This window comes from Paraburkholderia sp. J94 (assembly GCF_905220285.1).
Lineage (GTDB): Bacteria > Pseudomonadota > Gammaproteobacteria > Burkholderiales > Burkholderiaceae > Paraburkholderia > Paraburkholderia tropica_A.
The window spans coordinates 93,077-107,188 of record NZ_CAJMZH010000007.1; the positions used below are offsets into that span (position 1 = coordinate 93,077).

16 protein-coding genes are annotated in these 14,112 nt (G+C 61.1%); 13 read left to right on the plus strand and 3 right to left on the minus strand.

Features of this window, described 5'->3' with window-relative positions; translation table 11 throughout:
* Nucleotides 1-94: 94 nt before the first annotated feature.
* The 3 genes from U4Y88_RS16355 to U4Y88_RS16365 are packed head-to-tail and all read left to right on the plus strand — an operon-like array spanning nt 95 to nt 2,916.
* Entirely contained in the window at nt 95-1,471 is a 1,377-nt protein-coding gene (locus tag U4Y88_RS16355; RefSeq protein WP_321785050.1) for a glycoside-pentoside-hexuronide (GPH):cation symporter, read from the plus strand.
* A gap of 28 nt (nt 1,472-1,499) precedes the next feature.
* The gene (locus U4Y88_RS16360; protein WP_321785052.1) at nt 1,500-1,877 is read left to right on the plus strand and encodes a C-glycoside deglycosidase beta subunit domain-containing protein; all 378 of its coding nucleotides are present in this window, start codon (nt 1,500-1,502) and stop codon (nt 1,875-1,877) included.
* 19 nt (nt 1,878-1,896) lie between these two features.
* Entirely contained in the window at nt 1,897-2,916 is a 1,020-nt protein-coding gene (locus U4Y88_RS16365; RefSeq protein WP_321785054.1) for a sugar phosphate isomerase/epimerase family protein, read from the plus strand.
* On the opposite strand, the gene U4Y88_RS16370 is transcribed toward U4Y88_RS16365, so the two are convergent.
* Complete coding sequence (locus tag U4Y88_RS16370; protein WP_321785056.1) at nt 2,913-3,116, minus strand: hypothetical protein; 204 nt, start codon at nt 3,114-3,116, stop codon at nt 2,913-2,915. The genes U4Y88_RS16365 and U4Y88_RS16370 overlap by 4 nt on opposite strands.
* Before the next feature lie 15 nt (nt 3,117-3,131).
* Between U4Y88_RS16370 and U4Y88_RS16375 the strand changes: the two genes are divergently transcribed.
* From U4Y88_RS16375 to U4Y88_RS16415, 9 genes are all read left to right on the plus strand, one after another.
* Nucleotides 3,132-3,374 carry a c-type cytochrome gene (locus tag U4Y88_RS16375; RefSeq protein ID WP_253074384.1) on the plus strand — a complete coding sequence of 81 codons (243 nt, stop codon included), beginning with the start codon at nt 3,132-3,134 and terminating at the stop codon, nt 3,372-3,374.
* Entirely contained in the window at nt 3,371-4,534 is a 1,164-nt protein-coding gene (locus U4Y88_RS16380; protein WP_321785058.1) for a Gfo/Idh/MocA family oxidoreductase, read from the plus strand. The genes U4Y88_RS16375 and U4Y88_RS16380 overlap by 4 nt, the downstream gene beginning before the upstream one ends.
* A 13-nt stretch (nt 4,535-4,547) precedes the next feature.
* Nucleotides 4,548-5,606 (plus strand): sugar phosphate isomerase/epimerase, encoded by a 1,059-nt coding sequence (locus U4Y88_RS16385; RefSeq protein ID WP_321785060.1) that lies wholly within the window; start codon nt 4,548-4,550, stop codon nt 5,604-5,606.
* Nucleotides 5,607-5,684: 78 nt separating this feature from the next.
* Nucleotides 5,685-5,987 carry a Dabb family protein gene (locus U4Y88_RS16390; RefSeq protein WP_321785062.1) on the plus strand — a complete coding sequence of 101 codons (303 nt, stop codon included), beginning with the start codon at nt 5,685-5,687 and terminating at the stop codon, nt 5,985-5,987.
* 162 nt (nt 5,988-6,149) lie between these two features.
* Nucleotides 6,150-6,698, plus strand: a complete 549-nt coding sequence (locus U4Y88_RS16395) for a gluconate 2-dehydrogenase subunit 3 family protein (protein ID WP_321785064.1) — start codon at nt 6,150-6,152, stop codon at nt 6,696-6,698.
* Nucleotides 6,699-6,700: 2 nt separating this feature from the next.
* On the plus strand, nt 6,701-8,383 hold the full coding sequence (locus tag U4Y88_RS16400; protein WP_321785066.1) for a GMC family oxidoreductase: 1,683 nt from the start codon (nt 6,701-6,703) through the stop codon (nt 8,381-8,383).
* 101 nt (nt 8,384-8,484) lie between these two features.
* Entirely contained in the window at nt 8,485-9,858 is a 1,374-nt protein-coding gene (locus U4Y88_RS16405; protein ID WP_321785068.1) for a cytochrome c, read from the plus strand.
* 21 nt (nt 9,859-9,879) lie between these two features.
* Nucleotides 9,880-11,082, plus strand: a complete 1,203-nt coding sequence (locus U4Y88_RS16410) for a hypothetical protein (protein ID WP_321785070.1) — start codon at nt 9,880-9,882, stop codon at nt 11,080-11,082.
* A gap of 16 nt (nt 11,083-11,098) precedes the next feature.
* Nucleotides 11,099-11,440, plus strand: coding sequence for a cytochrome c (locus tag U4Y88_RS16415; protein WP_321785071.1), 342 nt, complete (start codon nt 11,099-11,101; stop codon nt 11,438-11,440).
* A gap of 84 nt (nt 11,441-11,524) precedes the next feature.
* Here U4Y88_RS16415 and U4Y88_RS16420 read toward each other — a convergent pair whose 3' ends face one another.
* Together U4Y88_RS16420 and U4Y88_RS16425 are read right to left on the minus strand one after the other, a co-directional pair.
* Nucleotides 11,525-11,788, minus strand: coding sequence for a hypothetical protein (locus tag U4Y88_RS16420; protein ID WP_224008932.1), 264 nt, complete (start codon nt 11,786-11,788; stop codon nt 11,525-11,527).
* Nucleotides 11,789-11,846: 58 nt separating this feature from the next.
* A complete protein-coding gene (locus tag U4Y88_RS16425) occupies nt 11,847-12,944 on the minus strand; it encodes a porin (RefSeq protein ID WP_321785073.1) in 1,098 nt (365 codons plus the stop codon).
* Between the two features lie 237 nt (nt 12,945-13,181).
* Between U4Y88_RS16425 and U4Y88_RS16430 the strand changes: the two genes are divergently transcribed.
* Entirely contained in the window at nt 13,182-14,102 is a 921-nt protein-coding gene (locus U4Y88_RS16430; RefSeq protein WP_310631979.1) for a LysR family transcriptional regulator, read from the plus strand.
* Nucleotides 14,103-14,112: the final 10 nt, after the last annotated feature.

Sequence of the window (14,112 nt, forward strand, 5' to 3'; positions counted from 1 at the left end):
TCAACGAAAAGGGCGGCCCGTAGACTCCTGCCATACCCAACAACACTCAGGAGACACGGCGCGGCGGGAGCTCAGGCACCTGCGCCCTTCGACCATGGATCTGTCCCTTCCCAATACGACGGCCGGACGGCCGACCCTCTCCATGGGCGAGAAGCTGAGCTACGGCGCGGGCGAGATCGCGTCGAATCTCGCCTGGAACATGGTCACGGGCTTTCTGCTTTTCTATTACAGCGACGTCGCCATGCTGCCCGTCGCCGCGCTCGGCGGACTGATGCTCGTCACACGCGTGCTCGACGCTATTTTCGATCCGCTGGTGGGTCTCACCGTGGACCGGACATCGAGCCGCTTCGGCAGGGCGCGTCCGTATCTGCTCTACGCGACGATTCCGTTCGGCATCCTCTGTATTGCCACGTTCACGGTGCCGGACTTTTCGCCGTTCGGGAAACTGGCTTACGCGTATGTCACGCTCACGCTGCTCGGCCTGCTCTATTCGCTGCTTTACATTCCCTATAGCGCGTTGTTGCCGCTGATGACGCGCAATCCCGCTGAAAAGAATCAGCTCGGCAGTTTTCGATCGATGGGAACGTCGATTGCCTCGATCTTCGTCTATGGCCTGACGATGCCGATCGTCGGTTATATCGGCGGCGCCGACCGTCAACACGGTTTCACCGTGGCAGCCGTCATCATGGCCGTGCTGAGCGTTGCGCTGTATTTTCTGGTGTTCTTCAAATGCAAGGAGCGCACGCAGGCCGCGGCGCCGGTTCAGCACGTCGCGGTCAGGCTCAGTCTCGCGCAGATGCTGCGCAACCCGGTCTGGCGCATCGTGTTCGTGATGGCGCTGCTCATCTTCATCAAGCTGGGCGTGCTCGTGTCGAGCGTCGCGTACTTCACGAAGGACGTGCTGCGCGCGCCCTGGATGATCTCCGTGCTGCTGCCGCTGCTTTCCGTGGCGATCCTGATCGGCGGATTCTTCGCGGGCCTGTATTTCAAGCGCTTCAGCAAGCGCATCGGCAACATCGCCGCCATTGGCGTCTCCATTGCGCTGACGCTCGCCATGCCGCTGTTCCAGTCGCACACCACCGTGTTCGTCACGCTATTCGTGCTCTCGAACATCGTGACCGGCATTCAGGCGGCGACCACCTTCGTGATGATGGCCGACGCGGTCGAGGTGCACGAAACGGCGTTCGGCAATCGCGCAGACGGCCTCATCGTCTCCAGCGTCAGCTTTGGCATCAAGGTCGGGATGGCGGTGGGCACGGCATTGACCGCGTTTGCATTGGGCTGGGCGGGATACAAGCCCGCGGACATCACGGCGAAGGCGGCATCGGTGGTGGGATGGCTGTTCTACGCCACGCCGGTCGTGCTGATGGTTCTGCAGGTCATTTGCCTGTCCTTTTATCGCTACGACGAGAAGTCGGCATCGCGCGAAAGCCGCGCGATCCACGGCGAGGGCGCGCCCAAGGCGCTCTAACCCAACCTGTAAATGGAAAGTTTCGAACATGATGAAAAACCGAGTAGTGAGCGACAACGGTCTGCGCGCGACGGAGAGCGGCTTTGCAATCGATGTGCGCTTGCCGTGGTATCGCTCGTTGCCGCTGTCCACGGTCGACATTGCGGAAATTATTCTGGATGGCGAAACGATTGATCTCGCCGATGTGACGTTTGAACTCGAAGGCCAGACGCTGCGCCCCGACGATCTCCGTGCGTTGACCGACCAGTGGTGGTACGTGCTCGACTCGGCGTGGCTGAACGTCAAGCATGCGCCGCTCGCGAAGGGCAGCGCGCACGATGTCGCCGTCACGCTCGCGGTGCGTCCGCCCTATATCAAGGGACTGGTCCGCCTCACGAAAACCGAAAAGCGCCTGGTCGCGAACTAATCGACAGCAGGAGAAAACGATGAGCAGCAAGAATACCGGTTTGCGACTGGGTACGACACTCTATAGCCTCACCACGCAGTTTCACGGGCGCGAATACACGTTCGACGAACTCGTGCGCAAAGTCGCGGCCGAGAACCTCGGTCCGGGGCTCGAAGTCGTCGGCTTTCAAAGCATCCGCGGTTTCCCGAATGTCAGCGATGAATTTGCGGATCACTTCCGTGGGCTGATCGAAGAAACGGGCCTTGAGCCGTCCTGCCTCGGCATCAACGCCGACTTCCGCATGTCGCGCGATCGCGATCTCTCCCTTGACGAACTCGTGACGTACCACGAGCGTCAACTTCACGCGGCGGCGAAGCTCGGCTTCCCCGTGGTGCGCTATCAGTACCCCGCGGGTCCCGAGGCCATCGAACGGCTCGTTCCGCTCGCGGAAAAACTCGGCATCAAGCTGGGTCTCGAACTGCACGCGCCGCATCATGTGCAGCATCCCGATGTGCTGGCGTTCCGCGAAATGTATGCGCGCGTGGGCTCGCCGTATCTCGGCTTTATCCCGGACTTCGGCGCGTCGGCGCGTGCGGTGCCGCCGAGTTTCATCGAGTATTTCCGCGAACTGGAGATTCCCGAGTCGCTGATCCAGCTTGCGCTCGAACACTGGAATGGCGAAGGCGAGGCCTATCCGCGTCGTGACCGTTTCCAGGCCGAGGCTCGGGCGCTCGGTGCCAACGAACGCTTCATCACCGAGATCAGCATTATTTTCGGGCTGTTTTCACGCCAGAACCCCGAGGCGTGGCTCGAGATCATGCCGCAGGTCGTGCATATTCACGGGAAGTTTTTCGATTTCGCCGACGACGGTTCGGAAGTCTCGGTGGACTACGACCGCATTCTGCCGATCTTCGTCAAGGCCGGTTACAACGGCTTCATGTCGAGTGAGTATGAAGGCCATATGTGGACCGATTCGGACGGCTTCGACAAGCTGCGCCGCCACCACGCGCTTGCACGGCGTGTACTCGGCAGACTGAACGAAGTCGAACACGCAGGTTAATCGTCAGTTAATTGTTGGTTGATCGCGTGCACGGTGCGGATCGATAGCGGGCTTTCAATCAGGATGCCGAAGTGAGAGGAATTATGCGTTTGCGGGCTGTTGTACTGTGTGTTGTTGCTTTGGCGGCTGGAGCCGCGAAGGCCGAGCCGGGCGATGTTGCGGCGGGCAAATCGGCATTTGCGCGCTGTGCGGCCTGCCACTCGGTCGCGCCGGGCGTGACGCTCATGGGGCCGTCGCTGTCGGGCGTCGCGGGCCGACGCGTCGGCTCCGTGGCGGGCTTCCGCTATTCGAACGCGCTCGCCGCGTCTCACGATACGTGGACGCCGGAGCGGCTCGCCGCATGGCTCGCCGACCCCGCAAAGGTTTATCCGGGCAACCGGATGCCTTTCGCCGTGTCGGACGAGAAAACGCGCCGCGATCTGGTCGCCTATCTCTCGACATTGACCGCCGCAAAATGAGCTTCGCATCGGCGGGAAACACGCGCAAATTGCGCTTCGCGATGGTCGGCGGCGGTCCCGGTTCGTTCATCGGTCCCGTTCATCGGATCGCGGCGGAACTCGATGGACAGATCGAGCTGGTCGCCGGCGCGTTCAGCAGCAACGCTCAACGTTCGGCGCAGGCCGCCGCGCAATACGGCATCGATCCGTCACGCGCTTATTCGGATTACGAAACATTGCTCGACCGCGAGCGAGAGCGCACGGACCCGGCCGACCTCGTTGCGATCGTCACGCCGAATCACCTGCATTTTCCGGTTGCGGCGGCCGCACTCGCGTGCGGTTATCACGTCATCAGCGACAAGCCCGCGACCGCCACGCTCGACGAGGCGCAGGCGCTGGCCGCACACGTGGCGGATAGCGATGGGCTTTACGCGCTGACCTATACGTACACGGGCTATCCGATGATCCGGCAGGCGCGCGCGATGTGCGCGTCGGGCGAACTGGGGCGCATCCGCAAGGTCGTTGTCGAGTATGTGCAGGGGTGGCTCAGTCAGCCCATCGAAGCCGATGAGCAGAAGCAGGCGGCATGGCGCACCGATCCGGCGCGCGCCGGTATGGGCGGCTGTATCGGCGATATCGGCGTGCACGCTTTCAATCTCGTCGAGTTTGTCACGGGCGAGCGTGTCGTGAAGCTTTGTGCGGACCTCTCGGCGATCGTGGAAGGCCGCCGTCTCGACGACGACTGCAATCTCCTGGTTCGCCTCGCAGGCGGTGCGCCCGGCGTGATCCATACGACGCAGATCGCGGCTGGCGAGCGTAACGGACTCGCGATTCGTGTCTTTGGCGAAAAGGGTTCGCTGGCCTGGGAGCAGGAGGAGCCGAATCGGCTGCGCGTTTCCTGGCCCGATCGGCCGACGCAAATTTTCCATGCGGGCGCGTCGTATCTGGCTGCATCCGCCGTGAGTGCGTGCCGCTTGCCGCCGGGGCACCCCGAAGGCTATCTGGAGGCGTTCGCGAATCTCTATCGCGACTTCGCAGCGTCGATACGTGCGCGAGCATCGGGCGCGAGCGATGAATGTGGGCTCGTCAACGGCATCGAGGCGGGCGTTCGCAGCATGCGTTTCGTGGAAGTCGCAGTGGCGGCGAGCCGCGCCGGACGCGGCTGGGTCGCGATGGATTAAACGAGGAGCGTGCATGCAAACCATCAAGGGACCGGGCATTTTTCTGGCGCAGTTCGCGGGCGATACGCCGCCGTACAACTCGCTGGAATCATTGGCTCGCTGGGCGAGCGGGCTCGGATACGTGGCCGTGCAGATTCCCACCTGGGACCGTCGGCTATTCGATCTCGAACTCGCGGGCACGAGCCAGGATTACTGCGACGAAGTCCGCGGGACGCTCGCGCAGCACAAGCTTCAGATCAGCGAACTGTCGACGCATCTGCAGGGACAACTCATTGCCACGCATCCGGCGTATGACGCGCTGTTCGACAACTTCGCGCCTGCGGAGCTGCGTGGGCGGCCGCAGGAACGGCGTGAATGGGCGCAGCGACAGTTACGGCTGGCCGCATCCGCAAGCCGCAAGCTTCAACTGAAAGCGCACGCGACCTTCTCCGGCGCGCTGGCGTGGCATTTGTTTTACCCGTGGCCGCAACGACCCGCAGGTCTCGTCGAAGAAGCCTTCGCGGAACTCGGCAAGCGGTGGCTTCCGATCCTGAATGCCTTCGATGAAGCGGGCGTGGACGTCTGTTTCGAGATCCATCCCGGCGAGGATCTGCACGACGGCGTGACGTTCGAGCGCTTTCTGGATGCAACCGGCGCGCATGCGCGCGCGAATATCCTGTTCGATCCGAGCCACCTGCTGCTTCAGCAGATGGACTATCTCGCGTTCATCGATATTTACCACAGCCGTATTCGCGCGTTCCATGTGAAAGATGCCGAATATCGGCCGAACGGGCGCAGCGGTGTCTATGGCGGTTATCAGCCGTGGTTGTCCAGGCCGGGCCGTTTTCGCTCGCTCGGCGATGGGTCGATCGACTTCAAGGCGATCTTTTCGAGCCTGACTCAACACGGGTACGACGGATGGGCGGTCGTCGAATGGGAATGCTGTTTGAAGCATCCCGAAGCGGGCGCGGCCGAAGGCGCATCGTTCGTGCGCGAGCATCTCATTCGCGTCACGGAACGCGCGTTCGACGACTTCGCTGGCGCCGACGCGGATAGCGCGCGAAATCGGCGGATTCTCGGACTCGTGGCCTAAACCTGCTGTCGCGACGCGCACGCTGCCCTCACGGCGCAGCGTCGTTGCTGCAGCCATTCTTGATGGGCGATTCGAGGTATGAGCGCAATTAAACACATCGTGATGTGGGACCTGAAAGGCGAATCTCCCGAAGAGAAGGCGACGGCCGCCAAGCGGGTCAAGCTCGCATTTGAAGGTCTCAACGGAAAAATTCCGGGTCTGCTCAAGCTCGAAATCGGCATCGATTTCAGCGGCGTCGATTACGCCTGCGATGTCGTGCTGTATTCGGAGTTCGATAGCCGGGAGGCACTGCGGGCGTATGCCACGCATCCGGAGCACCTGCGCGTACGCGACGAGCTGACCGGTGTGCGCGTGAGCCGCCATCAGGTCGACTACGCCTGATGCGCGCAGGCGGATTCGAAGACGATTCGAAGCCCGATTCGAAGCAGGCGTATGGGCCATCTTGCTTAATGGACTCGCGCGGCGCTTGACAGCCAATTCGAAGTGCGACGCGGCTGAGCGCCTCGCCGCGCAATGCAGGCAACTACGATAACGAAGGAAGAGATGGAGACACGCAGCATCAATCCCAAACGCCGGCGGCTCATTGTCGGCGCCAGCGCTGCCGCAGCGGCGGCGGGCATCTGGACGCTGGTCGGCACGGTTCGTCCCGCCGAAGCGGCTTCTTCGCTGGTCGACTTCGTTTGCGACCAGACCCTGCCGCAGACGGATACGCCGGGTGCGTTGTCCGCAGGTGTGCCCCAGTTCCTGCGTCTGGCGGTCCAGCACGGACTCGCGGGCGCAAAGCCCGATCTGCTTGAGCAACTGGCATCGGAACTCGATCACGCCGCGGGCGGCCGCTATGACGCGCTATCCACTGAGGAAAAGCTCAAGGTACTCACGCGCCACGACGAGGCCTGCTTCAAGGGCGGACGACCGAGCGGCGCGCAGGCATGGCCCACTGTGAAGCGCCTGATTCTGATCGGCTACTACACCTCTGAGATCGGCGGCTCGCATGAACTGCGCTATGAGCTGGACCCCGGTGGCTTCCAGCCCGATCTTCCGTATAAGGCGGGCGACCGCGCCTATTTGAACGACTGGTTTGGGACGATTTGATCATGCGTGACGACTTCGATGTGATTGTGGTGGGATCGGGCATCTCCGGTGGTTGGGCCGCGAAGGAACTGACTGAAAAAGGTCTCAAGGTCGCGCTGATCGAGCGCGGCAAGATGATCGAGCATCAGGCCGACTATCACAATGAAATGAAGGCCCCCTGGGAGATGCCGTTCCGGGGCATGGGCGATCAGAATCTCTTCAATGCCGATTACCCGCAGCAGCAAGGGCTTTTCTTCAACGAATGGACCCAGGATCATTGGGTCAACGACCGGCAGAATCCGTATGAATCGAGCGGCCCCGTGCCGTTTCAGTGGCGACGCGGCTATCAGCTTGGCGGCCGTTCGCTGACGTGGGGACGTCATGTCTTTCGCCGCGACGACCACGATTTCGAAGCCAATCTCAAGGATGGCAACGGCAGCGACTGGCCCATTCGTTATCGCGACATCGAACGCTGGTATGCGTATGTCGAGTCGTTTATCGGCGTGTCGGGCGACGCGAACGACAAGGTCGAGGGCTTGCCGAATGGCGTCTTTCAGGCACCGTTCGGACTGACCGCGCCCGAACTGGCGCTGAAACAGCGTCTGGCCGAACACTACGACGGGCGGCGTCAACTGATCATCGGCCGCATCGCGCACCTGCGCGAAGCGAAGGAAGGTCGTGCGCCGTGCCAGGCGCGCCTCATCTGTTCGCGCGGCTGTTCGTATGGCGCGTACTTCAGCACGCAGAGTTCGACGCTGCCGGCGGCGCGCGCCACGGGCAATCTCACGCTGCTGACCGACCAGATTGTCGAACGCGTCGATTACGATGCCACGTCGAAACGCGTGACTGGTGTGAGCCTGTTGAATGCGGTCGATGGCTCGCGCAAAAAGCTCACGGCGCGCGCGGTATTTCTCAATGCATCAGCGTTCAACTCGGTCGGGATTTTGCTGCGCTCCGCCTGTGATTCTTTTCCGAATGGTCTGGGCAATTCCAGCGGCGTGCTCGGGAAGTACATCATGGACCACGGCTCCACGACTTTCGTCGCGCGCATCAAGGGTTTCGACGATCGAACTTACGCGATCAACCGTCCCGCCGCGTTCATCATCCCGCGCTATCTGAACGTCACTGAAAAACAGGCCGGTCTGCTGCGCGGCTATGCATTCCAGGGTGGCGTGTCACGGCGCGGTTATACGCGCGGTGCCGATGGCCCGGGTTTGGGTATCGCGTTGAAGAAAGACCTGAAAGGCGTGGGCGACTGGATCATATTCATGGGCGGATTCATCGAAACGCTGCCGCGCGAATCGAATGCCGTGACTTTGTCGCGTTCGGCAAAAGATGCCTACGGTATGGCGCAACTTCATATTAATTTCGAATTCTCCGAAAACGAACACCGGCTCGCGGAACACGCGACGAACGAAGCCCGGCAGTTTGCGGGCCTCATGGGCTGGGACGTGTTGTTCGCGTCGCCGGAACTGGGGCGGCCCGGCAGTTCGATTCACGAAATGGGCGGCGCGCGCATGGGACGCGATCCGCGAACGTCGTTTCTCAACGGATTCAATCAGAGCCACGACATTCCGAATCTGTTCGTCACCGACGGGGCGGCGATGGCTTCGTCGGGTTCGGTCAATCCGTCGCTGACCTATATGGCGTTGACGGCGCGCGCGGCGGATTACGCCGTCAAACAAATGAAGGCCGGTGCCATTTGAAATCGAGTCATCGATGAGTGCGTGTGCGGACGCACGTCGTACCGCGTCGTTGGTTTTCTGACGCCATTCTGAAACGCTGAGAGCTGATCCGCATGCTGGGCATGTATCCGACTTTTTATATTCCAGGCATTGGCACCGCCTGGATGATGGGCATCATTGGTGTCGTTCACGTTGTCGCTTCGCATACGTCCGTGGGCGCGTCGTTTCTGTTTGCCTTACTGGAAACACGCGCATTCCGACAAAACAAGCCGGAGCTGCTGGCGTTCATCAAGCGCTATGGCGCTTTTCTGCTGGTCTTCTCGTACATCATCGGCTCGATTACGGGGCCGGGGATCTGGTACGCCATCACAGTCGCGAGTCCGCGCGGCGTCAGCGGTCTCATCCACAATTTCGTCTGGGTGTGGGCCAGCGAATGGGTCTATTTCACCGTCGAGGTGATTGGTGTGTATGCGCTCGTCTATCTGATCGACAAGGTGGATGCGCGAACGCACCTCATGCTCACGTGGACGTTCGCGATGGCGTCGTGGGCGACGATGCTGCTGATCGTCGGCATTCTGTCCTTCATGATGTGGCCGGGCAATGCGGCTTGGTACGAGACCGGCCAGGCCGCCGACGCGTTCTTCAGCCCGAACTTCTTCGCGCAGCTCGGCGTGCGGACGGGCGGGATGCTGGTCATGGCGGCGATTGTCGGCCTGGTGCTCGCGAGCCGCGTGCGCGACCGCGCGCAGCGGCGCGAAATCATTCGCCTCGTGGCGCCGGTGGGACTGAGTGGCGGCGCCATCGCCGTGCTCATGTTCTTCGCGTATCTGCATACGCTGCCGCAGAACGCGATCGTGATGCTCAACACGCATCTGTTGCCTGTCTATGGTCGGGAAATGCTCGCCGTGTTTATCGTTACGGCGAGCTGGCTGATGTTCTGCTGGATGTTTCCGCAGCACGTATCCACCTCGCTTGCTGTGCCGCTGTTCGTGCTGATCGCGGTGGCCGGCGTGTGGCCTGAGGAGCGCATGCGGGAATCGATGCGCAAGCCTTTCGTGGCGGGCCAATATATCTATGGCAATCAGGTGATCGCGCGGAACGTGCCCGGAAGAGGCATTCGCGATGAAGTCGATCGAATCGCGGCGCATGGACTGCTCTCGCTGCATCCCTTCATACCGGAACGCCTGCGCGTGATCGACGACGCGAACCGGCTCGAAGCCGGGCGTCTGCTGACGCGGCTCGCCTGTGCGAATTGCCATTCGCTGGAGCCGGGCGGGCTATTGCGCAGCTTGCCCGACAAACTCCATCGCGCGACCGACGAAGATCTGATTGCCGCATTCCTGCGTGGGCCGCTCGGACACGGCACGCAACCGTACATGCCGCGCATCGACTTGCCGGATGCCGAGGTTCGCGCCATCGCTCACTACCTCGCCGCTGTCGACGCAGGAAAAGATGTCGACCGCCTGATCGATCAACATCATAAAAACGGCCGCTAGAACATGGAAATAGGTGCAGTCATGAACGCGATGCGCGATCCCGCCGGGATTCCCGCGCCGCCGTTCGTCTTTCAGGCGCTGATGGTGATTACATGGGCGCTCCATATTGCCTTTGTTCATCTGTCGATGGGCGCGGCGGGTCTCGCCATTTACGCGTTTCATTCGCGTTCGCGCGGAGAACATTGGACGCGTCTCTCGATGGCGATGACCAAAGTGGCGAAGGTCGGTGTGTCGCTGCTGATTGTGCTCGGGGTCGCGCCGCTCTTGTTCACGCAGGTCATCTACGATCCGCAGTGGTACACGTCGAACGTCTTGTCCGGGCGTTGGGCGCTGGCGTTTATTTTCACGCTGCTCGTGGCCTATTGCCTGTGGTACGTGTTTTACGTATCGAATCATGAGCACGCGAAACGCCGTGCGGGATGCTATGCATGGATCGCGTTGCTGTTATTTTGCATCGACGGGCTCATCATGCACGCGCTCTCGTATCAGGCGTTGTTGCCGGAAAAGTGGATGAGCTGGTACGCGCCCGGTGGTGTCGTGGACACGCGTGGCGCGGCCCTGCATGCGATCGAATGGGCGCGCTATGTCTTGATCATGGGGATTTCCGTGCCTGCCGTCGGCGTATTCCTGATTGCTTACGCCCATTACTTTTCCGTGCGCGGCGATCGTGATGCGCGCTATCTGGTTTTCGCGCGGGAACTCGGGCGGCAAATTGCTCAGTGGGGTTTTCTGTTTTCGATCGTGCCCATGCTGGCCTGGCAGTTCGACCTGCCGCCCGCGTCGGGTCTCGAACTGCTGCCGCTCGGATGGTCGATCGTGGGCGCTCTCGCAATCATGGGCGCATGGATGCGGCTTCCTGGTTCGAGCGTGCAGGGTTATCTGCCGATGACGGCCAATTTCGGAATCGTCTCGCTGCTCGCCGTCTGGCGGGAAGTCATCCGCATGCGCTATTTAAAGCCATTGGGTTACGACATTCACAGCTATACGGTTCATCCCGACGCTCCGTCGATGCTGTTGTTCTTTTTGACGCTCGCAGGGATCGGTGGCGTGGTGGGCGGTTTTTATCTGACGCTGCTGTATCGATCGAGACGCGTGGCCGGGCGTTATACCGCCGAACCGCTCGTGCGCTACCTCGCGCGCGGCGCGTTGTCCGTGCTCGGTGTGTGGATCACGGCATTCCTCGCCTACGGTGTGGTGATTTCACTGCGCGACAGCTTTAATTAAATCAGGTAATCAGCGTTTGAATACGAAAACCCTTTATTTCGCGGCCTGGTTTGCGGGCGTCGCGGCGCTTGCTGCCACGAACGCCCACGCGAAAAATCCCGGTATCGATGCGAATGCAGGAAAGCAACGCGCGGCGGTTTGCTTTGCTTGCCACAATACGAATGGGATGGCGCAGATACCCGGTGTGCCGAATCTCGCGGGCCAAAATAGCGATTACCTCGAAGATGCGCTTAGGGCGTATCGCGACGGTCATACTCGCCAGAATGTCATCATGAATGCGATGGCGTCGCCGTTGAGTGACGGAGATATTGCGAACATTTCGGCTTACTTCAGTCTGCTTCATCCGCAAATGAAATGAATGGCGCGGTAATCTTTCTCCGCCGGATCAGTAGACCAACGTTCCGGCGGATGAAAAGTGACCGCGGTTCAAATCAGCATCGCATCACTGTCTTGAAGAAACCTGCGGAGCCGACGCCGCTGGCGCGGCAGGTTCACTCGCGCCGCGCCCGCGCGGCGGCCCAGGCGGGCTCGGAATGCGTGCGGGCGGCGCGGGGCCGCGACGCGGCGGACGGCAGCGGTCCGACTTCGGATCGAGATGCCAGCCGACTTTGCAGATCTTCTTCGGTTGAGCCTGTGCAGCGTCGGCGGCCAGCAGGCCGATGCCGAGGCTCAAACACAGGAGCGAGAAACGCAGTACGTTTTTCATGAGTAATCTCTTTGCGAATAGTGTGTCGCGTCGATGGCGCGTGTTGACGTGTTGGCGCTCAGAAGCGATGAGTGATGCCGATACGCAGCAGCGATTGCGTGTCGGTCGATGAAGACTCCGGCAGAAAGCCAATGCGCGCGACCGCATCGACACCGCTTGCACGCTGATACACCGCGATCGCATAGATATCGGTGCGCTTAGAAAGCCCGTAAAACGCGCCGACGGAAATCTGGTGATCGTGATTGCTGTTCAGCACGGCATTACCCCAGTTGTACTGGTAGTGCAGCGACAAGGTCACGTTTTGCGTGGCCGGATAAAAGCCGCCGACGCTCACGACCTGCGCGCCCGCGCCATTGTTCGGATTGCGCGAGTTGGTATAAAGCGCGTCGATAAAACCGATGCCGACAGCGAGTCGTCCACCGAAGCCGAAGTTTCGCAATGCCTGGCCGTCGTTCACGATGTCGGTATTGCGCGTGTAGGTATAGGCGGCGTCGAGTTGCAGCGGACCGCACGAGTAATCGGCACCGAAACTCTGCGTATTGCCTCGTCCCGCATGACCCGGCTCGCCGCCGAACGCATACATCGCGCCGAGCGAAAGGCCGTAAATGGCGGGCGTACGGTACGAGACGGCGTTATTGAACAGATACCAGCCGATCACGCCGTTGAAGTCCAGCGAACCCATCGCGAGATTGAAGCCGGAAAAGGGGCCGGCCGAACTGTTGTACGGCGGCATGGCATAGAGTTCCGGGCCCCAGCGCGAGAGAGTGAGCGACTGAAACATGAAGTCGTTCAACTGGCCGATGGTCAGCGTGCCCCAGGTGTCGTTACGCACGCCGATTTGCGGCCCGTAACCGTAATCGGCGCCATTCGACGCATTGAAACTGTGCGACACGTCGAAGAAAAAACTGCTTCCGCCGCCGAGGTCTTCCGTGCCTCTGACGCCGAAGCCGCTTTTCCACATGATGCCGGGCTGCATTTCGATTTGTTTGCCGCCGGCGACGTTCGAGATATAGGTGATGCCATTGTCGATCGTGCCGTAAAGCGTGACCTGCGCATGGCAGGCATCGCTCGCTGCGAGGGCGAGTGTGCCCGTCATCAGCATCGTATTGAGGCGGCAACGCGGATACGCGCGCAAACGCGCAGCAGACTTCTTCATGCTGTCTCCATCTCCTTTCTTGTGATGTCGTTACGCCCTCGTTCAGGGGCGTTTTCTTCCGCCTGTGTGGCTGGAATGACGCAAGCGTAGAAGGTGGAGTGGACATTGATCAAAGCGGTGCGCGATATTAATATCATCACGCGAAGTGATCACTAAGGAATAGAAATGAAAGATGTGAAGGAGACGAAAGCGCGGGCGGCCCGTTCCAGCGAGCCTGCCGCCGCGGAGCGAATCGATTTGAATCTGCTGAACGTCTTCGACGTGGTGATGACCGAGCGGCACGTCACGCGCGCGGCCGAGCGCCTGGAGATGACGCAGTCGGCGGTGAGCAATGCGCTGAACCGGCTGCGCACGCAGTTCAAGGATCAGTTGTTCGTCAAGTCGCCGAAGGGCGTCATGCCCACGCCGCGCGCGCTCGCCATGTGGCCCCGCGTGCATCAGGCGATGGAGGAACTGCACGCGGCCACGCATATGGACGATATGGACGTCAGCGAATCCGATCTGCGGTTTCGCATTTCACTCGGCGATCTGTCCGCGGCGTTGCTGGCTCCGCACCTTTACCGGGTGCTGGCTTCGCATGCGGCGCACACGCGGCTTTCTTTCGTGCCCCACGATCCGGCGATGGCTGGCGCGCGGCTCATGCGCGGCGAAGTCGACTTCGCCATCGGGCTGGAGCCGCCTCGCGCGGCGGTGGTGCAGGGCATGCCGCTGTGGTCGACGTCTTATCTGATCGCGGGTCGCAAGGGCCATCCGCTATTCGAGCGGCCCATTTCGCTCGCGTCGTTTTGCGAAAGTCCGCAGCTTGCGGTGAACGTGCTCGGCGAGGACGATGCGCCCAGTCCCGTCGACGATGCGCTGGCGAATCGCGGCCTCAAGCGCGATGTGCGTTTCTCCGTGAATCAGTTTTCGGTGGCCGCGCCCATCTTGCGTGAATCGGATCTCATCGCCGTGCTGCCCGCGCGACTCGCGCTCACGTATTCCGCGCGCGGCATCATTGAAACGCGTCCTTTGCCGTTTTCGATTCCCGACGCCGTGCTCTATCTCACGTGGCATCAGCGCAGCAATACCTTGCCGTCGCATCAGTGGTTGAAGCAGCGATTGATCGAAGCCGCAACGCAATTGAATATCGAAGCGGAAAGGGAATTGCGGAAAGACTAAAGAGTGAATT